The organism is Microbacterium sp. NPDC089696 (assembly GCF_044749125.1).
GTDB lineage: Bacteria > Actinomycetota > Actinomycetes > Actinomycetales > Microbacteriaceae > Microbacterium.
In genome coordinates, this window is sequence record NZ_JBIVHF010000005.1 from 19,473 (window position 1) to 45,575 (window position 26,103).

A 26,103-nucleotide genomic window follows, 5' to 3' on the forward strand; every position below is an offset into this window, starting at 1 on the left:
GGTCACGGCGCCCGCACCGCTCGCGTCCTGTCGACAGGGCCGGTCGACTCGACTCGCGCCGACATCCCGATGCGCTCGGACGGCCGGCCCGACTCGGGTTGTGCGACCGCGCGCGTCCGTGAACGTCTACCGGGCCGTCGCCTGCGCGCAAAGGTGCGCATCGCGCTGAGCAGCGGCGTGCGCCAGAGCTGATCGGGGTCCCACCATGCGGGGCCCCGCACCTGGGGCACGCCACCGTGCATGCGGATCTCCCATCCCGAGCCGTCGAGGGATCGATGGTGCCACCAGCACAGCGGCACACCGTTGTCGGTGTCGGTCGGCCCGCCGCGCGCATGCTCGACGACGTGGTGGATCTCGCACCAACCGGCCGGGACATGACACCCGGGGATCAGGCACTCCTTGTCGCGAGCGACGATCGCGCGTCGCTGGTGAACCGTGAAGACGCGCTCGGTGCTGCTGATTCCGATGATCCGCCCCTCGTCGAGGAGAACCCTCTGGATCGTGCCCGTGCATCCCGTCTGCCCCGCCACCCGAGCGGGAACTGCCGCGCGCGGGTGCCCATGCGCACCCGGCAACTCTGCCCGACCGGAACCGCTCGCGAGGTCATTGACGTCCATCGTGACCACGAGAGTCGGGGACGCACCGCCCAGCGTGGGCATGTCCTTGTGCCGAGCCGCGATCGCGAGCGCTGCGGCAAAGGCGTCGTGGCGCTTCTGCAGCGCCGTGCGGGGGTCGATCACCCTCCGCATGTCGCTGTTGAAATAGTCGAGGTCTTGCACGCAGTCCCCACCGGGCACGCCGTCCTCCGCCTCCGCGAACGCGACCCGCGGGCGCGAAGGCCCGTCGCCCGCAGGGTTGTTCATGGCATCGAGGATCGTCTCGAGCTGCGCCGCCACCTCAGGCGACAGCCAGCCTCGGATCGGTCGGAGCCCGTCGCGCACGCGGCCGATCGTGAGCCCGCGCCGATGCTGAGCATTCGCATCGTCGGGCTCGGCGCCGTCTGGATCGAGGACGGCCGCGAGCGCCTGCGCGAGGACGCCGAGGTCGTCGGGCGTCGGCACCGGCCCCTGCAGCGCCGAGCCCGTTCCCGCATCCATCCCGACCGTCTCCGCGTCGGCGGACGTGTAGCCGGTCCGCGCGGCGTCGGCGATGCACTCATCGGCCTCCGCACGCTCGTCGATCGTCAGCCGGTCACGGCATTCCTCGAGCGGCCTCGTCGCCGCCAGGAACCCGGCGACGGACAGAGCGCCGTCGAGCATCGCGTCGCGGAGCGCGGGCCATCGCGCGGGCAACCGCTCGCCCGACACGATGCTGACATCGCGCCGCACGAGGTCGACCACCGTGCCGATCCTGGTTGCTCCGGCGGCGTCCGTCGCCAGGGTGCGCTGCAGCAGTTCGCTCTGCGAGCGGCAACCCGCGTCGTGTGGAAGGTCGACCGGGTCGCCGTTCGCGATGGTCTCGACGATCACGGCTTCGAGACGCCGAAGTGCGGCGCCCGCGGTCGACAGGACCTCGAGTCGTTCGCCGGAGGAGAGCCCCGCGAGTGTGTCATCGCGCAGCATCGCATCGAGGTCGGAGACGACCCGATCGAGGCGATGGCGGGAGGCGGTGGGCATACCCCCATACAAGTCGTGGCCACCGACATTCCGAGGCTCCGACGACGGATTTATCCCCCGTTCAGAGGGGTATTCCGGAACACGATCAGGGAAGGGGTGAACACGAAGCGGAGCGCGCTCACACGTCCCAGTTGTCGGCGAGCTTTCCGAGCAGGCGGGCGAGCTCGGCACGTTCCTCGTCGCTGAAGACCGCGAGCGCCTTGCCCAGCACCTCGCGCCGTTCCCCGCGGACACCGCGGACGAGCGAGCGCCCTTCGTCGGTGAGAGCGATGCGGGTGCGGCGCGCGTCGTCGGGGTCGGCCTCGCGACGCAGCCACCCGTGCGCGACACCCTGCTGCACGAGTCGCGACGCCCGGGGCTGATCCACGCCGATCGCGGCGCCGAGGTCGCTCACACTGAGCGGGGCTGATGCTGCGGCGAGCGCCTCGAGCAGGCGCATGCGCGCAGGACCGCCGAACCGTCCGGAGGGGTCGCCCATCCACGGCGGCATTCCGGGATGACCGGGTCGCCCGGGGTGGCCGTGCTCGAAGTGGTCGGGGTGCGGGCCGCCGTGCCAGCCGTGCGGACCGCCGCGTCCGCCGGGGCCGCGGCCCCGCTCACCGGGGCGGCGTCCGCGCAGGCGTGACAGGGCGCGGGCGATGGCCTCGGCGGGGTCGTTGTCTGCGTCGCTCACGTGTCCAATTTTACATGCGACTTGACATGCATTCGTAACGCATGTCACACTACATGTACATGCACTGTGACAAGCACATGCTCACTGACAACCAAGGACTCCACCCATGAACACCACGGACACACAGAATCCCGAGAACACCCCGAGCTCCGACCGCCCCTTCGGTTACTGGCTGAAGGCCGTCGATCGCCTCATGGCGGCCGAGTTCGCCACCGCCTTCGAGGGCGAGCACGCGAGCCGCCGCGACTGGCGCCTCCTGAACGCCGTCGACGGCACCGCCGCTCCGCGACGCCCGCTGTCGCCGCACAAGCTGCACGGGCTCGTCGAGCGCGGCTGGATCGTCGCCGACGGCGACGGTTGGACGCTGACCGACGAGGGACGCGTCGCGAAGGACCGCCTCGGCGGCATCGTCGACGGCATCCGCGCGAAGGTCGGCGACGCCGTCTCGCCCGACGATCTCGCGACCACGATCGCGTCGCTCGAGCAGATCGCCCGCGCATTCGGCTGGGACGAGGAGACCCCTCTCCCCCGCGGTCGGAGGCACGGGCGCGGCTTCGGTCGGCGTCACGGCTTCGGCCCCCGGCACGGCTTCGGCGGACGCGGCTTCGGCCGCCGGCACACCCATCCGTTCGACCCGGATCTCGGTCCGGACGGCGAGCCGGGCGACTGCGGACACCGCGGCCACGCCGGTCACGACCGCTTCCGGCACGGACACGGCGAGCACGAGTTCGCCGGCCACGAGCACGGCACGGCCCACACCCACGGCGACGCATCCGGCGAGCACCGCCACGGAGGACGCGGCGTCCACGGACACGGATTCCACGGACACGGACACCCGGGACACCCCGGCGCCCGCGCGGCCCGCATGGCGCAGCACGCCTTCGAACGCGGCTTCGACGCCGGCTACTCCCGCGGACGCGACGCCTGATCGCATCCGTCCTCGAACGCCCCTTCCGGTCCGTCGGAGGGGGCGTTCCGCATCCCGGCACCGCCAACCGCGCCACCGCCGCCCGCCAGCCGCGCCCGATCCGGTCACCTGCTCGAGATGCGGATGCCGCCCCGCGCATCCGGATCCGGCGCGGTGTGTTGGATCTCAGCCCGAGCGCAGGGCGGGGAGGATGACCTGGTCGACGAGCTCCGTGACGGCCGCGGGCTCGAGGGCGCGGCGACGCAGGCTCACACTGCCGAACGCCGCGGTCGGCACGATCCCGGCGATGACCGCGACGGGAGCGTCCACCCTGACCTCGCCGCGGTCCCGCCACCGTTCGATCACGCTCGTCAGCACGGCGACCGGCGGCCCGCCGATGACGCGATAGGCGACCTCGCGCAGTTCCTCATCGCGGCCGATCTCGCTGAGGATGCTGGCGAGCACGCCCGCGGTCCGCTCATCGGCCTCGGCGAAGTGCAGCGCCGCCGCGAGCAGGTCTCCGCGCAGCGTGCCGGTGTCGGGCGCCTCGGTCGCGATCTGCAGCGCGCGGACGGCGGCGACCACGAGTTCGGCCTTGGTCTCCCACCGGCGATAGATGGCGGAGCGGCCGCAGTGCGCGCGGTGGGCGACCGCGGCGATCGTCGTCCCGGGGTAGCCATTCTCGATCAGGAGGTCCTGCACGGCGGTGAGGATCGACGCCTCGACGCCGGGATCACGCGGCCGGCCGGCCGTCCTGATCACCTCACCCGCTGACATGATGCCCATTGTATATTTCGAGACCGAGTAGTACCGTTACATACCGGTACCACTCAGTACCGTATTCAGTCCGCGATGAAGGAGCTGTCATGGTCACCACCGTCCCCGCCGAGCGGACCGCCACCCGGTCCCGCACGCGCACCATCCTCACGCTGTCCGCCGCTGTCGTCGTCGCGATCGCCGCGAACGCCGTCGTCGCGGCCGTGGCCGTCGCCTCCGGGGCACCCGCGACGTACGGTCCGCTCACCCTCCCCGCCTACGGCCTGTTCACCGCCCTCGGGGTCATCGCCGGCTGGATCGGCTGGGCCCTCGTCCAGCGCAAGGCGCACGACCCGCGCCGCACGCTCTCGATCCTCGTCCCGGCGGTCACGGTGGTGTCGTTCGTCCCCGATGTGCTGCTGCTCGTCCTCGGCTTCATCCCCGGAACGACCACCGGCGCCGTGATCGCCCTCATGGTGATGCACCTCGTCGTCGTCGCGGTCGCCGTGCCCGCGTACGCCTTCGCGTCCCGCGCGCACTGAGCCAGCGGCCCGGACGGAGGCGATGACGCCGAGGCAGGACGATCCCCGGGAGAACTCCCTACCTCCGCGCCATGCCCTACGCCGGAGGCAGCACGAGAAGCGTCAGAGACGCGCCATCTCCGCTCGACCAGGGGAACGACGTCGTGGTGGCGAGGAACACGCCCATCGCGATCGCGCCGAGCAGCACCAGGGCGAGCACCAGGAAGATCACGCCGGACAGCACGCGATAACCGCCCGAGGTCGGGGCCTCGGGCGCGATGGACGGCTGGGCCCAGTCGTCGGCGACGGCCGCGGGGCGATCATCGGAGGAGGCGTCCGCCACGGGGGCGGGGCGGCGCGTCGAGCGGAGCTGCGCCTCGGGCGGAGGCGGCGGGATCACGTCGTCCGCGGGCGGGATGTGCGGAGGCGGGGGCGTCTCGGCCTCCGGAGCGCCGGGGACGGACGGCGCCGGCGGAAGGAGGCCGTCCGGGATCGGGGTTTCGGGCGGGGGCGGCGGCACGACCGCATCCGTCGTCGGATCCTGCGGGTTCGTGCCGTCGCTCATGTCAGCCTCCCAGTGCTCCCACGTCGGTGACTCCCACGTCGGTGCGGTGGAAGTTCTGGAACGAGCGGGATGCCGTGGGCCCGCGCTGCCCCTGGTAGCGGTTGCCGTACGGACCGGAGCCGTACGGGTTCTCGGCCGGCGACGTCAGGCGGAAGAAGCACAGCTGCCCGATCTTCATCCCGGGCCAGAGCTTGATCGGCAGGGTCGCCACGTTCGCGAGCTCGAGCGTGACATGACCGGTGAACCCGGGGTCGATGAACCCCGCGGTCGAATGCGTGATGAGGCCGAGGCGACCCAGCGAGGACTTCCCCTCGAGGCGCGCGGCGACGTCGTCGGGCAGCGTGACCTGCTCGAAGGTCGCGCCGAGCGCGAACTCCCCGGGGTGCAGGATGAACGGCTCGTCGGGATCGACCTCGATCAGGCGCGTGAGCTCCGGCTGGTCGACCGAGGGGTCGATGAACGGATACTTGTGGTTGTCGAACAGGCGGAAGTAGCGGTCCAGGCGCACGTCGATGCTCGACGGCTGGATCATCTCCGGCTCGTGCGGGGCCAGGCCGATGCGGCCCGTGGCGAGTTCGGCCCTGATATCGCGATCGCTGAGAAGCACGGCACCAGCCTAGTTGCCGCGCCGCGGCCGCGCTTTGGCCGTGACGCGACGGACAGGTAGGCTTGCGATCACCTGCTCCTCGGATGCGGGTGCGGGGCTGTAGTTCAATGGTAGAACTTCTGCTTCCCAAGCAGACAGCGCGGGTTCGATTCCCGTCAGCCCCTCCACATCACCGTTCCGGCGGTCCTGCGGGGATATCCCGCCGTCATCGGGTGTCGACGATAGTCCCGTCGACACCGAAGCGTCGCCACCGCCCATGCCCCACCATGACCGGTTCGGATGCGGCATCCCGCACGACGAGGGCGGAGTCGTCGTCGAGGAACCATACCTGCTGACGGCTGCGCGCGGCGCCCTGCGACGCCCAGTCCTCGGCATCCGCCGGCATCCACTCCGCACCGAGGTGGCCGAGGAAGAACCAGTCGAACAGCGGCACGACCGGTGCGACGGCGTCGAGGCCGAACATCTCGAGCTCCTCCTGGTCGTCGAAGTCCTCGGGCCAGCGGTCCAGCGCACGGGCGAAGACCATCGACCCCGCGCTCCATCCCACGTACACCTTCTCCTCGAGGAGTTCGGCGAGCACCGGGGCGAGGCCCGTCTCGGCCCAGGCGTGCGCGAGCCAGAGGTTACTGCCGCCGTAGCCGAGGATCACGTCGGCAGCCCGCAGCCGCGACTCGACGAGGGCGCGCGGTCCCGCGAACAGCGACGCCACGTCGAACTCCGCCCACCCCAGCGACCGCAGCGCGTCGAGGTGATCGACCAGCGTCGAGCTGTCGCCCGGGAAGCCGAGGATCCCGTCGATCACGACGACGATCCGTGATTCTGACAGGGGCCTCCCGATGAGCTCGACGAGGGCGTCGCGGATCGCGTCGTTCGTGATCCCGTTCGAGGTGAGGAGCATCCGCATCGGCCCAGAGTAGGGCACGACCGTCCGACGTCGTCCCATCCGATTCTGCGCCGGTTCCGAACAGGTCGTGAGGGCGCGTTCGGCGCGCCCACGACGACACCGCTCTCACGACCGACAGGAGCCGCGATGATCGAGACCTCGACCCCGCCGTTGGCCGCGCTCGACGGCTATCGCAACGTCACCGACCTCCTCATCGCGCGCACCGCAGCCGCCCCCGACCACGTCGCCTTCGAGGTGGAGGATGCCGGGACCTGGCGTCCCGTGACGACGAGCGCCTTCACCGCCGAGGTGCGCGCCCTGGCGAAGGGCTTCATCGCCCGCGGCGTGCGGGTCGGCGACCCGATCGCCATCATGGCGCCGACGCGCTACGAGTGGGCCGTCGCCGATCTCGCATCCTGGTTCGCCGGCGCGGTCGTCGTGCCGATCTACGACACGTCGTCGCCCTCGCAGGTCGATGCGATCGTCGCGGACGCGGGGGTGCGCCTGGCGATCGGCGGCTCAACGGAGCATGTCGCCCTGCTGCGCGATGCGCTCGCGCAGTCCTCCGGCGAGTCGCTCGGCGCGTGGACCATGGATGCCGCGGCATCCGGTTCTCTCGCCGATCTGATCGCCGCGGGTGCGGCTGTGTCCGACGAGGAGCTCGAGTCGCGCCGGACCGCAGCCGACCAGGCCGACCCCGCGACGATCGTCTACACCTCGGGGACGACCGGCGATCCCAAGGGCGTCGTGCTGACGCATCGGAACTTCCTCGGGCAGGTGCTGAACATCGCCGCCGCGTACCGCGACATCGTCCGGGAGGACGGCAACACGGTCATCTTCCTCCCCCTCGCGCATGTGCTCGCGCGCGGGCTCCAGCTCATCTGCCTCGCGAGCGGCATGCGGATCGCGCACCTGTCCGATCCGTCGTCCGTCGTCGCCACGCTCGACACCCTGCGCCCGACCTTCCTCGTGGTCGTGCCCCGGGTGCTGCAGAAGATCCAGGCCGCCGCTGCCGCCAAAGCCGCGGACAAGGGCCTCTCCGCGGTCTGGGATCGCGCCGTGTCCACGGCCATCGCGTGGGGGCGCCGCGCCGAGCGGATCGACTCCGGCCGCTCCGCAGGGCGCGACCTCGGCCTCGCTCTGCGCCACCGGTTCTTCGACGCGCTCTTCTACCGTCGACTCCGCACGGTCATGGGCGGCCGCGTCGGCTACGTCCTGTCGGGCGGGGCGGCGCTCGACGCCGACATATCGCTGTTCTTCCGCGGCCTCGGCGTCCCCGTGATCGAGGGGTACGGCCTCACCGAGACGACGGCTCCGCTCACCGGCAACCTGCCCGGCCGCATCACCTCCGGCACCGTGGGGCCGCCGCTCCCCGGACTCACCGTGCGCATCGGCGACGACGGCGAGGTGCTCGCCCGCGGTGTGGGCGTGTTCGCCGGCTACCGCGATCCGGTGCACGACGAGAGCGCGTTCGTCGACGGGTTCTTCCGCACGGGAGACCTCGGGCGACTCGACGAGCACGGCAACCTGGTCCTCGAGGGCCGGGTCAAGGACGTCATCGTGACGTCGAACGGCAAGACGATCGTGCCGACGCGGTGGGAGAGCGCGGTCGAGGCCGATCCGCTCGTCTCGCACGCCATGATGGTCGGCGAGGGCAAGCCGTACCTCTCGGCGCTGCTCGTGCTCGATCCGGAGCAGGCACGCTCCGATGCCGAACGCGCATCGAGCGGCCCGGCCGACATCCGCGAGGTGGACGACCCGTCGCTGCGCGAGCGCCTCCAGCGGGTCGTCGACGCCGCGAACGCCCTGGTCGCGCGCAGCGAGCAGGTGCGCCGGTTCACCGTCGTCCTCGCCGACCTCGACGACCGAGGCCTCGTCACGCCGACCATGAAGCTCAAGCGCGGCGTCGTCCTGGACCGCGCGGCCTCCGTCGTCGACGCCCTGTACATCTGAGAATCGAGAAGAGCACCATGTCGTCACCGACCCCCTCGCCTGCCCGCTCGTCCCGCACCACGATCGTCGCGATCGTCGTGGCACTGCTCATCGGCGCCCTCGTGGCGCTCGCGGGCAGCCAGGGCGGCGCGACGATCGCCGGGATCCCCCTGTTCGCGCTCGCCGTGGCGGCGGCGTTCGCGATCCAGGTGATCGCCTTCATCCCGGCGGCGATCCTGCGCACCGAGCGGTTCTTCGACCTCACCGGCAGCCTCACGTTCATCGCGATCTCCGTGGCCCTGGTGCTGCTCTCGCCGCGGACCGACGCCCTCAGCTGGATCCTCGCGGCGATGGTGATGGTCTGGGCCGTGCGTCTCGGTACGTTCCTCGCGCGCCGGGTGCACCGGGCAGGATCCGACGGACGCTTCGACGAGATCAAGAGCTCACCGCTGCGCTTCCTGCAGACCTGGGTGATCCAGGGAGCCTGGGTGTCGCTCACCGCGGCAGCCGCCTGGATCGCGATCGGCGCGGATGCGAGGGACCGGGCTCCGTTCGGATGGGTGAGCGTGGTCGGTGTGATCGTGTGGGCGGTCGGCCTGGCGATCGAGGTCGTCGCCGATGCGCAGAAGTCGCGCTTCCGCGCCGACCCCGCCCACAAGGACGAGTTCATCCGCACCGGTCTGTGGTCGCGCTCGCGGCATCCCAACTACTTCGGCGAGATCGTGGTCTGGGTCGGCGTGTTCGTCACCGCGGCGCCCGCGCTGGTCGGCTGGCAGTGGGTCGCGGTGACCTCCCCGCTGTTCGTCATCCTGCTCCTCACGCGGGTGAGCGGCATCCCGCTGCTCGAGGCGCGCGCCGAGAAGAAGTGGGGCGACCGCGCAGACTACGTCGCCTACCGCGACAGCACCCCGGTGCTGATCCCGCGGCTCACCGCGCCGCGCGCGCGGGAGACCGCGAAGTAGGTCCGGGGCGTACCACTCCCCGCCTGCCCGCACAAGCACCAGCGGCAGTTCGTCGGCCGTGGGATCCTCGGGTCATGGAAGCCGTCGTCCCACCCGTGCCGCTCAGCGCGGACGCTGCGCGCGCGACCGAGTGCGCGATGATGGCCGAGGCGTCTTCCGGCAGCACCTCTGCCCTTGCCGGAGTGTACGACCTCACGTCTGCGAAGGTGTTCGGACTGGTGCTGGGAGTCCTCGGCGACCGGTCGAGCGCTGAGCACGTGCTCCAGGAGGCCTACCTCGACGTGTGGCGTCGGGCGCACGAGTTCGGCGGCGAGAAGGTGTCCGTGACCGCATGGGTGTGCGGGATCGCGCATCGGCTCGCGGTCGAGCACCTGCGCGCGGCGGGCTCATCGGGCGCGGCGGTCTCGACCGACGAGAACGACTGCGTTGCACTCGCCTACTACTCCGGCCTCAGTCAGGCCGAGATCGCCGCCCGCACCGGGCAGACCCTCGACGTGGTGCGGACGCGAACCCGCGTCGGACTCTCGCAACTGAGCAACAGCGCCTCCGCTCCTCGCGCACCGCTCACCGCCTGACGGCGCGATACGGAGCGACGGCATCCGCTCCGCGGTCGGGACGTAGGCTATGGCGTGGAGGGAGGACGCTTTCGCGGGGATCCTCCTACGCCGATGCCTTCGCCTCCCCCGCTTGCACCCGGGGGCGTCGCGTCAGGCGTCCATCGTCTCGAGGGCGGCCCGGACGGCGATCGTGCGTGTGAGATGGACAGGCAGGCCCGTGGCCGAGAGCACTACTGCGGCCATGGATGAGGAGTATCCGAAGCAGTCGAGCACGATCGAGGTCGCGCCCTTCTCGGCGAGTTCGCGTGCGGCGGCGGCGATCTTGCGGTCGGTAGCCGTGTACGGGTCGGCGGCGGCGACAGGCACCCGACCTCCGACGCGAGCCTCCCAGCGCCCCCGCGACTCCTCGACCTGCTCGGGTACGGGGTTCATGACGCCGAAGCCCCGAACGCTCTCGACGATCGCCTGCTGCGCGAGGGGTTCGGCGGCGTAGACGGGGATCGACGTCGCGAACGGCTCGAAGTGCCCGGTGCACATGAGCAACGCGGCCTCGGCGCCGTCGTCCGCCGCCCGCTCGACCGCCGCGGCGATGAACGGCAGCACGCGCGCGTGCACCATCGACACCCGCGAGCCGTCGCGCATGCGTGAGACGAGCGGCACCTCGTCGCCGACCGGCGCGATCGCCGCGAGGTCGTCGGCGGTCGCATGATCGAGCGCGCCGTACTCCGCGTACCGCCGCCCCTCGAGGGCCGGGAGCAGATCGGGCAGCACGTCGACGCGCGGCGACTGCCCGATCGTCACGAGCGCGAGCAGGCCGGTCATACCGCTGCCGCCTCGGCCGCGGCGAGGCCCTCGGCGATCACCTCGCGGCGGTGCTCGCGCGTCCACGCCGAGCGCGGGTCCGACGGCGGCACGGCCGCGAGCAGCGCGCGGGTATAGGGATGCTGCGGGTCGCGAAGCACCTCGGCGACCGGCCCGCGCTCGACGATGCGTCCGAGGTGCATGACCTGCACGTCGTCGGCGATCTCGGCGACCACGGACAGGTCGTGCGTGATGAAGAGATAGGTGAGGCCGAGCGTGTCCTGCAGCTCGCGCATGAGCTCGAGCACCTGGGCCTGCACCGACACGTCGAGCGCCGAGACCGGCTCGTCGGCGACCACGAGCCGCGGGCGCAGCACGAGCGCGCGGGCGATGCCGATGCGCTGACGCTGTCCGCCCGAGAACTCGTGCGGGAAGCGTCCGGCGTGATCGGCCTGCAGCCCCACGAGCTCGAGCGACTCGACCACGCGATCGCGTCGCTCCGAGGCGGAGAGCGCGGTGTGACGGCGCAGCGGCTCGTCGAGCGAGTCGCCGACCTTCCAGCGCGGGTCGAGCGAGGCGTACGTGTCCTGGAAGATGATCTGCGCGTCGCTGCGCCAGCGCCGCAGCTCCTCGGGGTTCATGCCGAGCACGTCGCGTCCGTCGAAGCGCACCGATCCGGACGTGGGGTCGATCAATCGCAGCACTGCGCGCCCGGTCGTGGACTTGCCCGAACCGGACTCGCCCACGATCGCGAGCGTGCGCCCGGCATCGACCGCGAAGCTCACGCCGTCGATCGCCGGGATCGTCTCGGCCTTGCGTCCGCGGCCCCGGGTGTAGTGCTTCACGAGGTCGGTGACCTCCAGCAGCGGCTGCGCGGGGGATGCCGTCTCGATGCGCGCGCGCACGGGCTCGGTGATCGCCGGCGGGCGGAAGCTCAGCAGCCGCTTGGTGTACTCGGCCTGCGGGTTCTCGAACAGTTCGGTGACCTCGGCGGTCTCGACGAGCGACCCCTGGTGCATGACCGCCACGCGCTGACAGCTCTGCGCCACGACGCCGAGGTCGTGCGTGATGAGGAGGATCGCGGTGCCGTGCTCCTCCTGGAGGCCGACCATGAGGTCGAGGATCTGCGCCTGCGTCGTCACGTCGAGGGCCGTGGTGGGCTCGTCCGCGATGAGCAGCGTCGGCTCGCACGACATGGCCATCGCGATCATGACGCGCTGCCGCATGCCGCCGGAGAGCTGGAAGGGGTAGTCGGTCATGATGCGGTCCGGTCGACGGATGCCGACCATGTCGAGCAGTTCCACGCCACGACGCCACGCGGCCTTGCGACTCATCCCCCGGTGCCGGCGCAGCGGCTCGGTGAGCTGGTCGCCGATCGTGAAGACCGGGTTGAGCGCGGTGAGCGGCTCCTGGAAGATCGTGCCGACCCGCCCGCCGCGCACCTGCCGGAGGCGGCGCTCGCTCGCCGCAGCGAGGTCCTCCCCCTCCAGCAGGATGCGCCCGGACACCGTCGCCGAGGGAGTGGGCAGCATCCGCAGGATCGACATCGCGGTCATGCTCTTGCCGCTGCCCGACTCGCCCACGAGGCCGAGCATCTCGCCGGGACGGATCTCGAGCGAGACGTCGTCGACGGGCACGACGAGACCTCGCGACGTGGGGATCTCGACGCGGAGACCTTCGATGCGCAGCAGCTCGGTCATGGGGTTCTCCTCGGGGCGGGTCGGGGGCAGCGGATGCGGGTCAGACGGCGGCGGCCGCGGTGGCGCCCAGCGTCTGGAAGCGCTGGTTGTCGCCGTAGAGCGCGAGCATGTGCGCGAACTCGGGCTCGTCGTGGAACGCGACCTGACCGGTGCCGAAGCCCTTGGCGACCTCGACCGCGAAGCGGGCGGCGAGCGCGATGTCGGTCTCGTGGCTCGCCCCCGTGGCGCACCCGGCGACCGCGGTCACGGTGGTCAGGGCGACACCGACGACGGGCGCCGAGGTGGCGACGGCCGGCTGCAGGATCGAGTTCACGTGGTGCAGGTCGTTGCCGTAGGGCGTGATGTCCTGCTGCGCGAGCGGCAGGATCTTCGCGGGCTCGCCCGACACGGTCTCGAGCACCGCGACGAGGTCGGGGGCCGGGCGCAGGATGTAGCCCTCCTTGACGGTCGGCGAGATCGCGACACCGCGGTGGTTGAGGATGCGGTTGCCCTTGGTCGTGTCGATCGAGACGATCGCGTCCATGTCGGCGGTGACCTCGTTGGCGTTCATAGTCGCGATGTCGACGGCCGACGACATGAACGGCACCGGGTCGTGCGGCTCGGTCGGCGCGTCGGGGTCGACGTGCGTGCACACGACGACGTCTCCCGCCACACGGTCGCCGCGCGAGGCCATCTGCAGCAGTTTGGCGGCGGCGGCGAGCGCGGCGGCCGCGCCGTCGGCGTCGCTGACCAGGCCGATGAGCTCGGGTCGGGCGCCGACGCCGCCGAGACGGCCGATGATGCCGAGCGTGGGGGCGTCGCCGCCCGTGCTGCGGCCGGCGGTGCCGGGGATCACGACGCGCACGAAGTCGGTCGCGCCGCGCTCGGCGGAGACGGTCTCCACCTCGATCGTGGCGTCGGCCGGGGCGAAGGTGCGCAGGTGCGCGGCGAGCGAGGCGCCGGAGGCCGACGGGGAGTCGAGCAGGTCGACGACGGGGAGGACGTGGTTGAGCATGAGGATCTTTCCGGTGAGGTGTGGGAGTCAGGCCTGGGAGTGCAGGCCGAGGTAGCGGAGGGTCGTGGCGGCGTACACCTTGGCGGCGAGGACGACGTCGGCGGCGGGGGCCTTTTCGTCGAAACCGTGGATGGTGGCGAGTTCGGCGGGCCCGTACTGCAGCACCGGGATGCCGTGGCTGCGGAACGTGCGCGCGTCGGAGGACGCCCACTGCAGGACGCCCTTCGCCTCGGGGTCGCTGATGTCGCGCAGCGCGCCGATGAGCGTCTCGACGATGGGGTCGGTGGGGAGGGTCCAGTTGGGCTCGCTGCGGAAGCCGAGCGGCTCGAGCGTCGCCTCGATGCCCTCCTCGGCGAGGATCTCGATGATGCGGTCGTTGACCTGCTCGCGCGAGAGGCCGATCGGCACCCGGGTGTCGACCTCGACGATCGCCCTGTCGGAGACCACGTTGGTCGAGGTGCCGCCCGAGATCCTGCCGATGTTGATCGTGACGTGCTCGAACACGTCGCCGATGCCCGCGCCGTAGCCCTCGCGCTCCTCGGCGTACGCCTTGGACTCGGCGATCAGCTCCCGGACGTCCTCGGGGGCGTCCGGCACCATGTCCCAGAGCTTCTGCAGAGCGACGATGGCCTTCGCGGCGAGCAGGTTCGCGCTCACGCCGTGCAGCGGCTGCAGGCTGCCGTGGCCCGGCTTGCCGTCGATGATCATCCGGAACCAGTTGCTGCCCTTCTGACCGATCGTGGGGTGCGAGCGCTCGGCCGGCTCGGCGATCACGCCGGCGGTCACGCCGTCGAGGTGGCCCTGCTCGAGCACCCAGTCGGCACCGCCGCGGTCGCCGGTCTCCTCGTCGCACACTCCGAGGAAGGTGAGGGAGCCCGCGACGGGCACGCCGAGCTCGGCCAGGAGCCCGTACACGAACAGCGCGCCGGCGAGGCCGGCCTTCATGTCGCTCGCGCCGCGTCCGCGCAGGTAGCCGTCGACGACGTCGCCCGCGAACGGCGGGAAGCTCCAGCGCGAGGTGTCGCCGACGGGGACGACGTCGTAGTGTCCGGTGAGCACGAGGTGGCGGTCGCCGTCGGCGGTGTCGCCGCTGCGGGAGAGGACGTTGAGGCGGCCGGTCGCGGCCTCGCCGATCACCTCGGCATCCAGACCGCGCTCGCGCAGCCAGGCGGCCGTGAAGTCGGCGATCTCGGTGCAGTCGCCGGACGGGTTCTCGCTGGGGATGCGGATCATCGCTCCCGCGAGCTCGAGCAGCTCGTCCGATCGCCGGTCGATCTCCTCGAGGAGCCGCTGCTCCCACGCTGCCGTGTCCATCGTGTCCTTCTTCTCTCGTCTCGTGTCGTCTGCGGTGGTGCCCCGGCCGGGGCTCGGGCGCCCCGGCCGGGAGGAGGGGGTCAGCCCTGGACGCTCAGTTGAGCGAACCGGATGATGCCGTCGGGGTAGGAGGTGTAGCCCTCCGTGCCCTCGTGCAGGCCGACCACGATGTTGTACTCGTACAGGTACGCCCACGGAGCATCCGCCGTGATGAGCTCCTGGATCTCCTTGTAGTCCTCGTTGCGGACGTCGGCGTCGGTCTCGCCGGCCGCCTTCTGCCACAGCTCGTCCACCCGGGGGTTCGAGTAGTTCATGTAGTTGCTGGAGGTGTCGGTCGTCATCAGCAGGCCCAGGTGGTACTGCGGGTCGTTGACGAACGAGGTCCAGCGGGAGATGTACGCCTGCACCTGCTTGGTGTCGAGCGCCTCGAGGAACTGCGCGCGCGCCATGTTCTTGATGTTCATGGTGACGCCGATCTCGGCGAGCTCCGCCTGGATCAGCACGGCGTCGTCGGACCAGTCCTGGAACCCGCCGCCGAGCGTGAAGTCGAACGAGAACCCGTCGGGGTAGCCGGCGTCGGCGAGCAGCTCCTTCGCCTTGTCGAGGTCGTGCTCGTAGCCGTAGGTGCTGTCGTCGAATCCGGGCATCGAGCTCGGCACGGCCGAGGTCATCGGGCTCGCCTGCCCCTGCATGACGTCGTCGATGAGCTTCTCGTAGGGGATCGCGTAGCTGATCGCCTCACGGACCTTCGGGTCGTCGAACGGCGCGACGGCGTTGTTCATCGCGAAGAACAGCGTCTTGTTGCTCGCGCGGGAGTCGATCACGACGCCGTCGGTGTCCTCGAGGGAGGCCACGTCTTTGGCGGGGAGCTCGGTCGCGACGTCGACCTCGCCGCGGCTGAGCAGCTGCACGCGGTTGGAGGCCTCGGTGATGAAGCGCACGGTCACGTCGGCGACCGCGGGCTCCTCGCCCCAGTAGTCGTCATTGCGCGACAGCACGGCCTGGGTGGAGGGGTCCCACGAGTCGATCACGTACGGGCCGGAGCCGGCGGTGTTCGTGGCGAGCCACTCGGCGCCGCCGTTCTCGTCGACGAGCTTCGTGTCGACGATCGAGAACGAGTACATCGGCAGGATCTGCAGGAACAGGTGGTTCGGGCCCGTGAGGGTGATCTTCACGGTGTGCTCGTCGATCGCCTCGTAGGTGTCGATGCCGGCCATGCCGTAGAGGAAGCTGGCACTGGCCGAGGCCTTGATGAGGTCGAGGCTGCCGACGACGTCCGCCGAGGTCAGCGGGTTGCCGCTCTGGAAGGTCACGTCGTCGCGCAGCGTGAACGTGTACTCCGTCGCGTCGTCGCTCACGTCCCACTCGCTCGCGAGCATCGGGACGACCTCGTCGGTCTTGGCGGTGGGCTTGCCGTCGACCTCCTCGGTCGCATACGTGACGAGCTGGTCGTAGGCCGCCACGACGAACGTGTCGCTCGTGACGTCATTGGCCTCGGCCGGGTTGAGGGTCGTGCCGCCTTCTGAGAAGGCGACGGTCAGGGATGCCGAGGTGTCGGCCTCGCCGTTCTGGCTGTTGGCGTTGGCGCTGCAGCCGGCGAGGAGGATCGCCGTGACGGCGAGGGCGGGGAGTGCGAGCTTCCGCATGTCGTTCTCCTTGGGTGGGGGTCACTGGGTGGTGCGCAGACGCGGGTCGAGCACGTCTCGGAGCGCATCGCCGAAGAGGTTGAAGCCGAGGATCGAGGTGGCGATCGCGAGACCGGGGAACAGGGTCAGCCACCATTCGCCGCTGATGATGTAGCCACGTCCGTCGCTGATCATCACGCCCCATTCGGGTGTGGGCGGCTGCGCGCCGAGGCCGATGAAGCTCAGCGACGCGGCGGTGAGGATGGCGTACCCCATTCCCAGTGCCATGCGCACGACGATCGGTGCGAGCGCATTGGGCACGATGTGACGCAGCAGGATGGTGTCGTTCCGCAGCCCGAGGGCGCGGCCTGCTTCGACGAACTCGCGCTGGGTGAGAGCGAGCGTCTGGCCGTACGTGATGCGGGCGAACTCGGGGATCCCGACGATGCCGACCGCGATCATCGCGCTGCCGACGCCGGGCCCGAGGGAGGCGGCGATGGCGAACGCGAGGACGAGTGAGGGGAAGGCCAGCATGACGTCCATGACGCGCATGATGAAGCCTCCGGTGACGCCGCCGACATAGCCGGCGATCCCGCCGAGCGGCACGCCGATGACGACGGAGAGGGCGACGGCGATGAGTCCGGTCCACAGCGAGATCCGGGCGCCTTCGAACACGCGCGTGAGCACGTCTCGGCCGAAGTTGTCGGTGCCGAACAGGTGCGCGAGGCTCGGGGCGTCGAGCAGCGAGCCCGCGCCGGTCTGCGCGGCACCATAGGGGCTGAGGACGCCGATGAGCAGGCCGCCGACCGTCCAGAAGAGGATGATGCCGAGGCCGACCATGCCGAGACGGTTGCGCAGCAGCAGGCGGATCACGCCGGTGCCGTCGCCGCCGAGGCGCATGCGGGAGCGGGTCATGGTCTGGGTCTGGTCACTTCGTTGCATAGCGGACCCTCGGATCGATCGCGGCGTTGGCAAGGTCGACGAGCAGGTTGATCACGAGGTAGATCGCGGCGGCGAGCACCGTGAACGCCTGCACCGGCGCGTAGTCGGTGGCGAGGATCGACTGCGTGACGTACGAGCCGACGCCCGGCCAGCTGAAGATGGTCTCGGTGAGCACCGCGCCGCCGAGCAGCTGACCGAACTCGAGCCCGATCACGGTGACGACCGCCGGCGACGCGTTGCGGAAGGCGTGCTTGCCGACCACGACGAGCGGCGACAGCCCCTTCGACACCGCGGTGCGCACGTAGTCCTGGCCGAGCACCTCGAGCGTGGCCGACCGGGTCATTCGCGAGATCATCGCGAGTCCGCCGGTGGCGAGCACCATGGCGGGCCAGATGATGTGCGAGAGGGAGGATCCGAGCGCCACGACATCGCCGGAGAGGATGCTGTCGAGCACGTACATCCCGGTCACGGTGGTGGGCGGGTGGATGCCGTCTCCGATGCGTCCGGTCGGGGCGGGGGCGATCCCCAGCTGGAAGTAGAAGACGAAAATCACGAGCAGACCGAGCCAGAACAGCGGCATCGAGGCACCTGCGAGGGTGATCACCCGGGTGATCTGGTCGATCACCCGGCCGCGGCGCACGGCGCTGGCGATGCCGAGCGGCACGCCGATCACGACCGCGATGCCGAGCGCGAACAGCGCCAGCTCGATCGTGGCGGGCAGGCGGGTGAGCAGGTCCTCGGCGACGGGGTGGCCGGTGTGCCACGCGAAGCCGAGGTCGCCGCGGAACAGGCCGGTGACGTAGTCGACGAACTGCGCGGGGAGCGGCTGGTCGAGGCCCATCTGCTCGCGGATGCGTTCGACCGTGCTGGCGTCGGCCTGCTCGCCCGCGAGCGTGCGGGCGGGGTCGCCGGGCAGCACTCGGGTGATCAGGAAGACGATCACGAGCACACCGAGCAGCGCGGGGATCATCGCCAGGATGCGACGGAGGACGTAGCGCATGGTCTCCTCGGGGGAAGGATCGGGGGTCCGGTTCGGGGGCCGGGATGTGGACGAGTCTCTGCGCCAGCGGACGGAGAGTGCAAGGACATCTCACTATGTGCAAGTTACGATCAGATTTCGACACCGACTGCTAGGGTTGCGGCAACTTTCCGGGAGAGAGCGTTGACGACACCATCCACGAACGGGTCCCCACTGCAGACGGTCGACCGTGCCCTGCAGGTGCTGCTGTCGTACAGCGATCAGCGCATCGAGTGGGGCGTGACCGAGCTCGCCGAGGCCTTCGACCTCAACGTCTCCACGAGTCAGCGGCTTCTCGCCGCGCTCGCGAGCCGGGGGTTCCTCACCGCCGACCCCTACACGCGGCGCTACAGCCTCGGCCCCGCGCTCTGGCACATGGCGTCGCTGTGGGAGCGCGGCGGCGGCCTCGCCCGCCTCGCCGAGCAGGTGCTCACCGAGCTCGCGGCCGACACCGGACGCACCGCGACCTTCACGGTCCCCGACGGCTTCTACGTGCGGTGCATCGCAGCGGTCGACGGCCTCAGCGGCCCCGTGCGCTCGCATCCGCTCGTCGGCGACCTCTACCCCGCTCACGCAGGGGCCACCTCGCGCGCCTACTTCGCCTTCCTCGATCCGCTCGTCCGCCGCAACATGCTCGCCGGCCGCCCGTTCGCGCGCTACACCGAGATCACCCAGGTCGACGAAGACGCCCTCGAGGACATGCTGCGCGAGACGTATCAGGCCGGTTGGGCGTACTCCGAGGGGGAGTACGACGCCACCACCCGTGCGATCGCCGTGCCGGTGCGCATCGGCGCCAAGCCGATCGGCTCGCTCACGCTCGTCGAGCCCAAGATCTACGACTACGACGACGAGCTGCAGGACCACCTGCCCGCGCTGCAGGCCGCGGCCGAGAAGTTCGCATCCCTGCTGTCCAGCAACCAGGCGAGGGCGCATCGGGACTGGCGTCGAGGTCGCTCGCGCATTCCCAGCTCGTCCGCCCGCTCCGCCCTCGACGTCTCCTGACCTCCGGAAAGGCCCCTGTGCAGCTCCTGCTCCTCTCCAATTCCACCAACCACGGCGCCGGCTACCTGGCGCACGCGATCGACGATGTGCTGGCGCACCTCGACGGCCGCGCCCTCACCTTCGTGCCCTATGCGCTCGCCGACCACGACGCGTACACCGCGAAGGTGCGCGACGCGCTCGCTCCGCACGGGGTCGACGTGCACGGCCTGCACGAGCACGCCGACCCGCTCGAGGGGATCGCCGCTGCCGGGGCCGTGTTCGTCGGCGGGGGGAACACCTTCCGGCTGGTCTCGACGCTGCAGCGCACGGGAGCACTCGACGCACTGCGCGCGCGTGTGCGCGAGGGCCTGCCCTACATGGGCGCGAGCGCGGGCACGAACATCGCCGCTCCCACGATCCGCACGACCAATGACATGCCGATCGTCGAGCCGGCGTCCTTCACCGCGCTCGACCTCGTGCCGTTCCAGATCAACCCCCACTACCTCGACGCCGATCCCACGAGCACGCACAACGGCGAGACGCGCGAGCAGCGCCTCACGGAGTTCCTCGAGGAGAACGACGTCGCGGTCCTCGGGCTGCGCGAGGGGACGTGGCTGCGCGTCGCGGGTGACCGAGCGGAGATCGGCGGCGCCGCAGTCTCACCGTCGGCGCCCGGCCCCGCCCTCGTGTTCGAGCGCGGAACGGGGCCGCGCGAGGTCTCCGGCGACGTGAGCGCGCTCCTCGGGCTCACCCCGCGCTTCGACGTCTGACGCGCGGCCCGAGAGCTCCCGCCGCGGAACCCGGAGTGTCCTGCCGGCAGGGCACGCGGTCAACCCCCTGAGCGGACGAGCGGAGCGGGCGTAGCGTCGCCGGTCAACCGCACGAGACAGAGGAGAACGCGATGAGCGATCCGTCCAACACCCAGGGCACACCCGGCGTCGACGAGGAGGCCGACACGGCATCCGGAGGCGCACCCGAGCAGCCCGACGAATCGTCCGACCAGGACGACGTGCAGAAGACGCTCGACGACCAGACCACCGACGACGACGGCACTCCCGTCGAGAACCCCTCGGGCGGCTGAGCCATGCCCCGCTGGCTCCTGTGGGTGTTCGTCGGCAGCGCCGCCACCGCAGGACTGATCGTGGGGGTCCGGCTCGGGCGTCACGCCTGAGCCGGGTCAGCCCGCGTACATCTCCCCGACCGGCACGGGCACGTCGAGCACGTTCCCCGGCTGCGCGAGCGGGCAGGCCCAGGCCGGGTCGTAGGCGCACGAGGGGTTGTACGCGAAGTTGAAGTCCAGCACGAGCGTGCCGCGCTCGGCGTCCGCCCCGAGATCGGCGCCCTTGATCGTGTCGATCAGATAGCGACCGCCGCCGTACGTCCCGCCGGGGCGTCCGGCGAGCGCGTCGCGCACGGGGATGAACAGTCCGCCGCCATAGGACTTCAGGCGCCACACGTCGAGCGATCCGGCATCCGGGATCTCGACCCGGCCGATCCGCTCGAAGGGCACCACCCCGTCGGTGCCGGTGGCGAATTCGAAGCCCCCGGGCTCGGCGTCGAGGATCGGCAGCTCGAAACGCCACTCGGGGTCGTACGGCGCGATCGGCAGGCCCTCGAAGAGCACGCGGTCGTCCGGGAGCAGGGCGGTCGCCGGATGCCGGAGCATCAGCTCGTCGCGCTCGATGCGCCACAGCTCGTGCGCCTCCTCCGGACTGTCCGCTCTCCGGATCGCCGCGTACAGGGCGAAGACCCTCCGCCGCCAGTCGACGACCTCGACGGCCGTGCGTGCACTCGTGCTCGTCATGCCCTCAGGCTACGCGAGCCCGCACCGCGTAGGTTGGGCGGATGACCTCTCTCACCGGTCGCACGGTCCTCGTCACGGGAGCGAACGCCGGCATCGGCTACTGGTGCGCCGAGCAGCTCGCGGCGCAGGGCGCACGAGTGCTGCTCGGATGCCGTTCGCCCGAACGCGCCGCCGTCGCCGCCTCGTCGATCCGTCGGCACGTCAGAGACGCCGACCTCGACGTCGTCCCCCTCGACCTCGGCGACCTCGCTGCCGTCGCCCGCACGGCGAACGACGTCCGAGAGCGTGTCGACGCCGTGATCTGCAACGCCGGCGTGAAGGCCGCGTCCCGCGAGGCCCGCACCGCCGACGGGCTGGACCTCATGATCGGCACCAACGCCCTGGGACACTTCGCCCTGCTCGCCGGGATCGCACCGGTGCTGGCCGACGACGCCAGGGTCGTGGCGGTCGGATCGATCGCACACCGTTTCGCGCGCATCGACCCCGGGACGATCGACGCACCCTGGACCGGGTCGTCGCTGCGGCAGTACGGCCGCTCGAAGGCCGCGCTCATGTCGCTCACGTTCGAGCTCGACCGACGGTGGCGCGGCACGGCACGGTCGGCGCTGTGCGCGCATCCGGGTTACGCGGTCGATCCTCTGACGCCGGAGCGCGACGGCCTGGCCCCCGTCGCCCGCATCGCGCGGACGCTCACCGCGCCGACCCGGCTCCTCGTTCAGGGCAAGGACGGCGGAGCGCTGCCGATCGTGCACACCGCGATGTCCCCCGACGCCACGGGCGGCGACTACTGGGGGCCGGGCGGGCTGCTCGAGTTCCGCGGCGCCCCGGCCCGGGTGCGGGCGGCGGACGAAGTGCGCTCCCCCGCCGTCGGCGGTGCGCTCTGGTCGGCGGCCGAGCGGCTCACCGGCGTCCGCTTCGACGTCTGAGGGCCGAGCCGCCGAGTGTCGGCGTCAGCTGACGGTCGCCGCGACCACCGCCGGGGTCATGGCGGCCATCATCGCGGCGGCCATCGCGGTGTTGAGGGCCGCGGCCACGGCATCCCCCACGGCCGTTCCCGGCGCATCCGCCGAACCCGCGACGAGCTCCTCGATGCGCGCCTTCAGGTCCTTCGCCGATCGGCCGGCGCACTCCTCGCGGAGGATCGCGTGTGCGGCGCCCAGGTTCTGCAGGATGCTCAGCAGCGAGAGATCGGCGCGCGTCGCCGCCCGCGTCCCCGCGATGACCTCCGCCAGACGTGCGCGCAGCACGAGCTCCGGCGCGGGGTCGGACTCGGGCGTACGGGCGGAGCCCCACCCGAAGAAGCCGCGCTCCCCGCGGATCAGCACGCCCTGCACCACGAGGGATTCCACGACGACATCGAGCGGGTCGAGCTTCGGCCGCACGATGAGAGACTGCAGGCGCTTGCCACGCATGTGCACGATGCGCTCGAGCGTGGAGTCCAGCACCGGGTGGCCGGTCGGCTCGGTCGACGCGATCTCGACGACGGGGTGGCGGTCCGCCGTGAGACGGATGCGGCCGCGCAGCGCGAGGTCGGTCAGCACGGCCGCGACCTCGCCGTACAGGCGGTTGACGCTCACCGAGGATTCGATGCGGCCGTCCGGGCGGAGGAGGAGCATGTGGAGCTCTTCGACGATCAGCATGACTCCACGCTAGGAGAAGGCCGACGGTCCGACATCCTCCGCGGGGATGATTTCGCCGCTTCCCCGACGGGGCGAAGAACGCCGCGCCCTCCGGTGAGGACGCGGCGTTCGGAGTATGCCGGAGTCAGGCGCCGATCTTCTTGGCGTCGTCCGCGTTGAGCACACGGAACAGCAGTGCCGCGATCACCGCACCGACGACCGGGGCGACGATGTAGAGCCACAGCGACGCCCAGTCGAAGTAGCCGCCGACCGAGAGGCCCAGCGCCACCGCCGGGTTGAAGCCGCCGCCCGAGATCGAGCCGACGGTGGCCGCGCCGACGAACACCGTGCCGCCGATCGCGAGGCCGTAGAACGAGTTGCCGTCGGTGTCCTTCGACGTCGCGGTGTTCAGCACGACCCACACGAGGATGAGCGTGAACAGCGCCTCGACGAAGAACGCCGGACCGACCTCGATGACCTTGGCCTCGGCACCGGCGGGCCAGACCGCGAAGCTCGCAAGGGCCGCGAGCGCACCGCCGACGAACTGGGCGATCAGGTAGGCGATGAAGTCGGTGACGGTGAGGCCGCCGCGGAGGAAGACGCCGACCGAGACGGCCGGGTTCAGGTGCGCCCCCGAGATGTGCCCCGTCGAGAACACGAGCACGGCGAGCGTGAATCCGATCGCGAGCGGCGTCAGCGGGCTCTCGCTGTTCACCGCCGCGATGATGGTGAGAACGAAGAGAAAGGTCGCGATCGCCTCGGCGAGCGCCTTGCGTGCAGTCCCGGTCATGTGTGTGCCTTTGTCTGGAATCGACGGAGAGCGACCACACCGCCGGCAGTGGCCGACGCACCCTCCCTGTGCGACACCGAATATATCGATCCGCGACAGGTGCGATGACACGGCGCGCAACATTCCTGGGAAAAACCTGAAAGCGTAGTCGGAGCGCTCCCATACCGCACCACCGCCGCCGTCGCCCCTGTCAACCCCGTCGAGACGACGGGCGTCCGTTCCTACGGTGACGATATGACCGATCACGCCCCGCCCGCCCCCTCGGCGCAGGCCGCCCCCGAGCGTCTGCGCCGCGCGATCACGGGGCCTCTCCTGTTCGCCTTCATCCTCGGCGACGTGCTGGGCGCAGGCATCTACGCGCTCATGGGCGTGCTGTCCGAAGAGGTCGGCGGGATGCTGTGGGCTCCGCTCCTGCTCGCTCTCCTCCTTGCCCTACTCACCGCCGGCTCCTACGCCGAGCTCGTCACGAAGTACCCCCGCGCGGGCGGCGCATCCGTGTTCGCGGAGCGCGCCTTCCGCAGCCCCGTGGTGTCGTTCCTGGTCGGCTTCAGCATGCTCGCCGCCGGAGTCACGAGCGCGGCCGGCCTCGCTCTCGCGTTCGCGGGCGACTACTTCGCGACCTTCATCGACCTGCCCGCCGCTCCGGTCGCGATCGTTTTCCTCGCGATCGTCGCCGCGCTGAACGCGCGTGGGATCCGCGAGTCCATGGGCGCCAACCTCGTCATGACCGCGATCGAACTCAGCGGCCTCGTGATCGTGATCGTCGTGGCGGCGATGTTCTTCACGGGCGGCGGCGGTGACGCCTCCCGCCTCACCCAGGCCCCGGAGGGCACGCCCGTCGCCCTCGCCGTGCTGGGCGGCGCCGTGATCGCCTACTACTCGTTCGTCGGCTTCGAGACGTCGGCGAACATGATCGAGGAGGTGAAGGAGCCGAGCCGCACGTACCCGCGCGCACTGTTCGGCGCGCTGTTCACCGCCGGAGCCGTGTACGTCCTCGTCGGGATCGCGAGCTCGGTCACCCTGCCCGCCTCCGAGCTGCAGGAGTCCAGCGGCCCCCTGTTGGCCGTGGTCGAGGCCAACGGCGTCAGCATCCCGTCCTGGCTCTTCAGCCTCATCGCGCTCATCGCCGTCGCCAACGGCGCACTGCTCACGATGATCATGGTCAGCCGCCTCACGTACGGCATAGCCGAGCAGCGACTGCTGCCCGCCGCGCTCGGACGCGTGCTCCCGAACCGCAGGACACCGTGGGTCGCGATCCTCACCACGACGCTCGTCGCCATGGGACTCACCCTCGTCGGCGACCTCGCCACCCTGGCGGAGACCGTGGTGCTGCTGCTCCTGGTCGTCTTCCTCAGCGTCAACGTCTCGGTGCTCGTCCTGCGGCGCGAGCGCGTGGATCACGAGCACTTCCGCATCTGGACCGTCGTCCCCGTGCTCGGCATCGGCTCCTGCATCCTGCTCCTCACGCAGCAGCGCGGCGAGGTGTGGCTGTTCGGCGGCATCCTCCTCGCCGTCGGCGTCGTGCTCTACCTCGTGGCGCGCTGGGCCCGCCACGGACGCCCGACCGACACGGCATCCGCAGACCACCGCACCACCACCGACCCCACTGCCCGCGACACCACGGAGGAACCCCATGAGCACGCCTGACGACACCACCGGTACGAGCACCGACGACATGACGTTCGACGAGAAGCGGCACGATCAGCTGACCACCGCTCCGAACGCCACGGAAGAGGACGCCGCGCCGCGCATCGAGGTCACCGAGCACGACGGCAACACCCGGATCGACATCGCCCCGGATGCCGCGGTCCGGCCGGGCCCAGGACCGGGCGTCGAGCTCGACGACGACGGCCAGCCCGTCTGAGCCTGCGGTCCGGGGTCTACAACCAGCCCCGGCGCTTGAAGACCAGGTACAGCGCGAAACCCATACCGAGCATGAGCGCGATGGCCATCGGATACCCGAGCACCCAGTGGAGTTCGGGTATGTGGTCGAAGTTCATGCCGTAGACCGTGCCGACCAGCGTCGGGGTGAACAGGATCGCCGCCCAGCCGGAGATGCGCTTGACCTCGTCGTTCTGACGGATGCTCAGCTCGGTCATCCGCCGCATCTCCTCGTTCTGGCGGCGGGCGACGATCGTGGACTCGACCGTGAGCGCGTTGTCGAGCACCGTGCGGAACGTCGTGACGCGCTCGGCGATCCGCAGCGCGTGGTCCAGCACATCGCGCAGATAGCGCTGCAGCTCCTCGTCGACGCCGTACTTGTCGGAGCCGCGGAGCAGCGCGTCGAGCATCCCGCTGAGCGGCTGCGTCGCCCGCTGGAAGTCGATGACCTCGCGGCCGAGCTCGTGGATCCCGAACTCCTCCGCGACCGCGCGGATCTCGTCCTCGCTCGGACGGTACAGGCCGATCCAGCCCATGCCCCCGCGGGCGTGCATGAGCTCGAACGTCTCGCTCAGCGTGTCGGGGTTCTCCGTGCGGACACCGTCCACGTAGATCGCGTTGTCGATGATCGCCATGCGCGCACCCTCTCCCGCGC

Annotated in this window: 28 protein-coding genes and 1 tRNA gene; 12 read left to right on the forward strand and 17 right to left on the reverse strand. The window is 70.8% G+C overall.

The window, feature by feature from the left end; translation table 11 throughout:
- Nucleotides 1-2: 2 nt before the first annotated feature.
- Complete coding sequence (locus tag ACIPY8_RS18705) at nucleotides 3-1,616, reverse strand: DUF222 domain-containing protein (protein WP_400821471.1); 1,614 nt, start codon at nucleotides 1,614-1,616, stop codon at nucleotides 3-5.
- Between the two features lie 118 nt (nucleotides 1,617-1,734).
- On the reverse strand, nucleotides 1,735-2,289 hold the full coding sequence (locus ACIPY8_RS18710) for a MarR family winged helix-turn-helix transcriptional regulator (RefSeq protein ID WP_400821472.1): 555 nt from the start codon (nucleotides 2,287-2,289) through the stop codon (nucleotides 1,735-1,737).
- Between the two features lie 106 nt (nucleotides 2,290-2,395).
- Here ACIPY8_RS18710 and ACIPY8_RS18715 point away from each other — a divergent pair, with 106 nt between their 5' ends.
- Nucleotides 2,396-3,217: a hypothetical protein gene (locus tag ACIPY8_RS18715; protein ID WP_400821473.1), complete on the forward strand. Its 822-nt coding sequence runs from the start codon at nucleotides 2,396-2,398 to the stop codon at nucleotides 3,215-3,217.
- 165 nt (nucleotides 3,218-3,382) lie between these two features.
- On the opposite strand, the gene ACIPY8_RS18720 is transcribed toward ACIPY8_RS18715, so the two are convergent.
- Nucleotides 3,383-3,973 (reverse strand): TetR/AcrR family transcriptional regulator, encoded by a 591-nt coding sequence (locus ACIPY8_RS18720; RefSeq protein ID WP_400821474.1) that lies wholly within the window; start codon nucleotides 3,971-3,973, stop codon nucleotides 3,383-3,385.
- Nucleotides 3,974-4,062: 89 nt separating this feature from the next.
- On the opposite strand from ACIPY8_RS18720, the gene ACIPY8_RS18725 reads away from it, so the two are divergent.
- Nucleotides 4,063-4,494 carry a DUF6069 family protein gene (locus tag ACIPY8_RS18725; protein ID WP_400821475.1) on the forward strand — a complete coding sequence of 144 codons (432 nt, stop codon included), beginning with the start codon at nucleotides 4,063-4,065 and terminating at the stop codon, nucleotides 4,492-4,494.
- Between the two features lie 76 nt (nucleotides 4,495-4,570).
- On the opposite strand, the gene ACIPY8_RS18730 is transcribed toward ACIPY8_RS18725, so the two are convergent.
- Both ACIPY8_RS18730 and dcd read right to left on the reverse strand, forming a co-directional pair.
- A complete protein-coding gene (locus ACIPY8_RS18730) occupies nucleotides 4,571-5,038 on the reverse strand; it encodes a hypothetical protein (RefSeq protein WP_400821476.1) in 468 nt (155 codons plus the stop codon).
- 1 nt (nucleotide 5,039) lies between these two features.
- Complete coding sequence (dcd, locus tag ACIPY8_RS18735) at nucleotides 5,040-5,645, reverse strand: dCTP deaminase (RefSeq protein ID WP_050723900.1); 606 nt, start codon at nucleotides 5,643-5,645, stop codon at nucleotides 5,040-5,042.
- A 93-nt stretch (nucleotides 5,646-5,738) separates the two neighbouring features.
- Here dcd and ACIPY8_RS18740 point away from each other — a divergent pair.
- Nucleotides 5,739-5,812 (forward strand) — tRNA-Gly (locus ACIPY8_RS18740).
- Nucleotides 5,813-5,850: 38 nt separating this feature from the next.
- Here the strand turns inward: ACIPY8_RS18740 and ACIPY8_RS18745 are convergent.
- Complete coding sequence (locus ACIPY8_RS18745) at nucleotides 5,851-6,549, reverse strand: Type 1 glutamine amidotransferase-like domain-containing protein (protein ID WP_400821478.1); 699 nt, start codon at nucleotides 6,547-6,549, stop codon at nucleotides 5,851-5,853.
- 126 nt (nucleotides 6,550-6,675) lie between these two features.
- Between ACIPY8_RS18745 and ACIPY8_RS18750 the strand changes: the two genes are divergently transcribed.
- From ACIPY8_RS18750 to ACIPY8_RS18760, 3 genes are all read left to right on the forward strand, one after another.
- Complete coding sequence (locus ACIPY8_RS18750) at nucleotides 6,676-8,481, forward strand: AMP-dependent synthetase/ligase (RefSeq protein WP_400821479.1); 1,806 nt, start codon at nucleotides 6,676-6,678, stop codon at nucleotides 8,479-8,481.
- 17 nt (nucleotides 8,482-8,498) lie between these two features.
- Nucleotides 8,499-9,422 (forward strand): DUF1295 domain-containing protein, encoded by a 924-nt coding sequence (locus ACIPY8_RS18755; protein WP_400821481.1) that lies wholly within the window; start codon nucleotides 8,499-8,501, stop codon nucleotides 9,420-9,422.
- A 74-nt stretch (nucleotides 9,423-9,496) separates the two neighbouring features.
- Nucleotides 9,497-9,997 carry a sigma factor gene (locus ACIPY8_RS18760; RefSeq protein WP_400821483.1) on the forward strand — a complete coding sequence of 167 codons (501 nt, stop codon included), beginning with the start codon at nucleotides 9,497-9,499 and terminating at the stop codon, nucleotides 9,995-9,997.
- Between the two features lie 132 nt (nucleotides 9,998-10,129).
- On the opposite strand, the gene ACIPY8_RS18765 is transcribed toward ACIPY8_RS18760, so the two are convergent.
- From ACIPY8_RS18765 to ACIPY8_RS18795, 7 genes are all read right to left on the reverse strand, one after another.
- The gene (locus ACIPY8_RS18765) at nucleotides 10,130-10,801 is read right to left on the reverse strand and encodes an AroM family protein (protein WP_400821485.1); all 672 of its coding nucleotides are present in this window, start codon (nucleotides 10,799-10,801) and stop codon (nucleotides 10,130-10,132) included.
- Nucleotides 10,798-12,480, reverse strand: a complete 1,683-nt coding sequence (locus ACIPY8_RS18770; RefSeq protein WP_400821487.1) for an ABC transporter ATP-binding protein — start codon at nucleotides 12,478-12,480, stop codon at nucleotides 10,798-10,800. The genes ACIPY8_RS18765 and ACIPY8_RS18770 overlap by 4 nt, the downstream gene beginning before the upstream one ends.
- Before the next feature lie 40 nt (nucleotides 12,481-12,520).
- Nucleotides 12,521-13,474, reverse strand: a complete 954-nt coding sequence (locus tag ACIPY8_RS18775; protein WP_400821488.1) for a DUF1177 domain-containing protein — start codon at nucleotides 13,472-13,474, stop codon at nucleotides 12,521-12,523.
- Between the two features lie 27 nt (nucleotides 13,475-13,501).
- Entirely contained in the window at nucleotides 13,502-14,788 is a 1,287-nt protein-coding gene (locus tag ACIPY8_RS18780) for a M20 family metallopeptidase (protein WP_400821489.1), read from the reverse strand.
- A gap of 80 nt (nucleotides 14,789-14,868) precedes the next feature.
- Nucleotides 14,869-16,434 (reverse strand): ABC transporter substrate-binding protein, encoded by a 1,566-nt coding sequence (locus ACIPY8_RS18785; protein ID WP_400821490.1) that lies wholly within the window; start codon nucleotides 16,432-16,434, stop codon nucleotides 14,869-14,871.
- A gap of 21 nt (nucleotides 16,435-16,455) precedes the next feature.
- Entirely contained in the window at nucleotides 16,456-17,328 is an 873-nt protein-coding gene (locus tag ACIPY8_RS18790; protein WP_400821491.1) for an ABC transporter permease, read from the reverse strand.
- A gap of 13 nt (nucleotides 17,329-17,341) precedes the next feature.
- The gene (locus ACIPY8_RS18795) at nucleotides 17,342-18,355 is read right to left on the reverse strand and encodes an ABC transporter permease (protein WP_400821492.1); all 1,014 of its coding nucleotides are present in this window, start codon (nucleotides 18,353-18,355) and stop codon (nucleotides 17,342-17,344) included.
- Nucleotides 18,356-18,517: 162 nt separating this feature from the next.
- Between ACIPY8_RS18795 and ACIPY8_RS18800 the strand changes: the two genes are divergently transcribed.
- The 3 genes from ACIPY8_RS18800 to ACIPY8_RS18810 all read left to right on the forward strand — a co-directional run bounded on the left by ACIPY8_RS18800 (nucleotide 18,518) and on the right by ACIPY8_RS18810 (nucleotide 20,435).
- Entirely contained in the window at nucleotides 18,518-19,375 is an 858-nt protein-coding gene (locus ACIPY8_RS18800) for an IclR family transcriptional regulator (RefSeq protein ID WP_400821493.1), read from the forward strand.
- 17 nt (nucleotides 19,376-19,392) lie between these two features.
- A complete protein-coding gene (gene pepE, locus ACIPY8_RS18805; protein ID WP_400821494.1) occupies nucleotides 19,393-20,124 on the forward strand; it encodes a dipeptidase PepE in 732 nt (243 codons plus the stop codon).
- Between the two features lie 131 nt (nucleotides 20,125-20,255).
- Nucleotides 20,256-20,435, forward strand: coding sequence for a hypothetical protein (locus tag ACIPY8_RS18810; protein ID WP_400821495.1), 180 nt, complete (start codon nucleotides 20,256-20,258; stop codon nucleotides 20,433-20,435).
- A gap of 96 nt (nucleotides 20,436-20,531) precedes the next feature.
- Here the strand turns inward: ACIPY8_RS18810 and ACIPY8_RS18815 are convergent, their stop codons facing one another.
- Nucleotides 20,532-21,158 carry a DUF1684 domain-containing protein gene (locus tag ACIPY8_RS18815; protein WP_400821496.1) on the reverse strand — a complete coding sequence of 209 codons (627 nt, stop codon included), beginning with the start codon at nucleotides 21,156-21,158 and terminating at the stop codon, nucleotides 20,532-20,534.
- 41 nt (nucleotides 21,159-21,199) lie between these two features.
- Here ACIPY8_RS18815 and ACIPY8_RS18820 point away from each other — a divergent pair, with 41 nt between their 5' ends.
- A complete protein-coding gene (locus tag ACIPY8_RS18820; protein WP_400821498.1) occupies nucleotides 21,200-22,084 on the forward strand; it encodes an SDR family NAD(P)-dependent oxidoreductase in 885 nt (294 codons plus the stop codon).
- Nucleotides 22,085-22,108: 24 nt separating this feature from the next.
- On the opposite strand, the gene ACIPY8_RS18825 is transcribed toward ACIPY8_RS18820, so the two are convergent.
- Together ACIPY8_RS18825 and ACIPY8_RS18830 are read right to left on the reverse strand one after the other, a co-directional pair.
- Complete coding sequence (locus tag ACIPY8_RS18825) at nucleotides 22,109-22,798, reverse strand: GPP34 family phosphoprotein (RefSeq protein ID WP_400821500.1); 690 nt, start codon at nucleotides 22,796-22,798, stop codon at nucleotides 22,109-22,111.
- A 124-nt stretch (nucleotides 22,799-22,922) separates the two neighbouring features.
- Nucleotides 22,923-23,567 carry an MIP/aquaporin family protein gene (locus ACIPY8_RS18830; RefSeq protein ID WP_400821502.1) on the reverse strand — a complete coding sequence of 215 codons (645 nt, stop codon included), beginning with the start codon at nucleotides 23,565-23,567 and terminating at the stop codon, nucleotides 22,923-22,925.
- A 234-nt stretch (nucleotides 23,568-23,801) separates the two neighbouring features.
- On the opposite strand from ACIPY8_RS18830, the gene ACIPY8_RS18835 reads away from it, so the two are divergent.
- Together ACIPY8_RS18835 and ACIPY8_RS18840 are read left to right on the forward strand one after the other, a co-directional pair.
- Nucleotides 23,802-25,214 carry an APC family permease gene (locus ACIPY8_RS18835; protein ID WP_400821504.1) on the forward strand — a complete coding sequence of 471 codons (1,413 nt, stop codon included), beginning with the start codon at nucleotides 23,802-23,804 and terminating at the stop codon, nucleotides 25,212-25,214.
- On the forward strand, nucleotides 25,201-25,431 hold the full coding sequence (locus tag ACIPY8_RS18840) for a multidrug transporter (RefSeq protein WP_400821506.1): 231 nt from the start codon (nucleotides 25,201-25,203) through the stop codon (nucleotides 25,429-25,431). The genes ACIPY8_RS18835 and ACIPY8_RS18840 overlap by 14 nt, the downstream gene beginning before the upstream one ends.
- Nucleotides 25,432-25,447: 16 nt before the next feature.
- On the opposite strand, the gene ACIPY8_RS18845 is transcribed toward ACIPY8_RS18840, so the two are convergent.
- Nucleotides 25,448-26,083: a CorA family divalent cation transporter gene (locus tag ACIPY8_RS18845; RefSeq protein WP_400821508.1), complete on the reverse strand. Its 636-nt coding sequence runs from the start codon at nucleotides 26,081-26,083 to the stop codon at nucleotides 25,448-25,450.
- Nucleotides 26,084-26,103: the final 20 nt, after the last annotated feature.

Bases quoted from the DNA above. Each gene is read 5' to 3' on its own strand.
- ACIPY8_RS18835 (WP_400821504.1), top strand. From the start codon at position 23,802: ATGACCGATCACGCCCCGCCCGCCCCCTCGGCGCAGGCCGCCCCCGAG.
- ACIPY8_RS18765 (WP_400821485.1), bottom strand. From the start codon at position 10,801: ATGACCGGCCTGCTCGCGCTCGTGACGATCGGGCAGTCGCCGCGCGTC.
- ACIPY8_RS18725 (WP_400821475.1), top strand. From the start codon at position 4,063: ATGGTCACCACCGTCCCCGCCGAGCGGACCGCCACCCGGTCCCGCACG.
- ACIPY8_RS18775 (WP_400821488.1), bottom strand. From the start codon at position 13,474: ATGCTCAACCACGTCCTCCCCGTCGTCGACCTGCTCGACTCCCCGTCG.
- ACIPY8_RS18780 (WP_400821489.1), bottom strand. From the start codon at position 14,788: ATGGACACGGCAGCGTGGGAGCAGCGGCTCCTCGAGGAGATCGACCGG.
- ACIPY8_RS18760 (WP_400821483.1), top strand. From the start codon at position 9,497: ATGGAAGCCGTCGTCCCACCCGTGCCGCTCAGCGCGGACGCTGCGCGC.
- ACIPY8_RS18745 (WP_400821478.1), bottom strand. From the start codon at position 6,549: ATGCGGATGCTCCTCACCTCGAACGGGATCACGAACGACGCGATCCGC.
- ACIPY8_RS18705 (WP_400821471.1), bottom strand. From the start codon at position 1,616: ATGCCCACCGCCTCCCGCCATCGCCTCGATCGGGTCGTCTCCGACCTC.
- ACIPY8_RS18755 (WP_400821481.1), top strand. From the start codon at position 8,499: ATGTCGTCACCGACCCCCTCGCCTGCCCGCTCGTCCCGCACCACGATC.
- ACIPY8_RS18815 (WP_400821496.1), bottom strand. From the start codon at position 21,158: ATGACGAGCACGAGTGCACGCACGGCCGTCGAGGTCGTCGACTGGCGG.
- ACIPY8_RS18715 (WP_400821473.1), top strand. From the start codon at position 2,396: ATGAACACCACGGACACACAGAATCCCGAGAACACCCCGAGCTCCGAC.
- ACIPY8_RS18845 (WP_400821508.1), bottom strand. From the start codon at position 26,083: ATGGCGATCATCGACAACGCGATCTACGTGGACGGTGTCCGCACGGAG.
- ACIPY8_RS18790 (WP_400821491.1), bottom strand. From the start codon at position 17,328: ATGACCCGCTCCCGCATGCGCCTCGGCGGCGACGGCACCGGCGTGATC.
- ACIPY8_RS18785 (WP_400821490.1), bottom strand. From the start codon at position 16,434: ATGCGGAAGCTCGCACTCCCCGCCCTCGCCGTCACGGCGATCCTCCTC.
- ACIPY8_RS18840 (WP_400821506.1), top strand. From the start codon at position 25,201: ATGAGCACGCCTGACGACACCACCGGTACGAGCACCGACGACATGACG.
- ACIPY8_RS18750 (WP_400821479.1), top strand. From the start codon at position 6,676: ATGATCGAGACCTCGACCCCGCCGTTGGCCGCGCTCGACGGCTATCGC.
- ACIPY8_RS18720 (WP_400821474.1), bottom strand. From the start codon at position 3,973: ATGTCAGCGGGTGAGGTGATCAGGACGGCCGGCCGGCCGCGTGATCCC.
- ACIPY8_RS18770 (WP_400821487.1), bottom strand. From the start codon at position 12,480: ATGACCGAGCTGCTGCGCATCGAAGGTCTCCGCGTCGAGATCCCCACG.
- ACIPY8_RS18825 (WP_400821500.1), bottom strand. From the start codon at position 22,798: ATGCTGATCGTCGAAGAGCTCCACATGCTCCTCCTCCGCCCGGACGGC.
- ACIPY8_RS18730 (WP_400821476.1), bottom strand. From the start codon at position 5,038: ATGAGCGACGGCACGAACCCGCAGGATCCGACGACGGATGCGGTCGTG.
- ACIPY8_RS18795 (WP_400821492.1), bottom strand. From the start codon at position 18,355: ATGCGCTACGTCCTCCGTCGCATCCTGGCGATGATCCCCGCGCTGCTC.
- ACIPY8_RS18830 (WP_400821502.1), bottom strand. From the start codon at position 23,567: ATGACCGGGACTGCACGCAAGGCGCTCGCCGAGGCGATCGCGACCTTT.
- ACIPY8_RS18810 (WP_400821495.1), top strand. From the start codon at position 20,256: ATGAGCGATCCGTCCAACACCCAGGGCACACCCGGCGTCGACGAGGAG.
- ACIPY8_RS18820 (WP_400821498.1), top strand. From the start codon at position 21,200: ATGACCTCTCTCACCGGTCGCACGGTCCTCGTCACGGGAGCGAACGCC.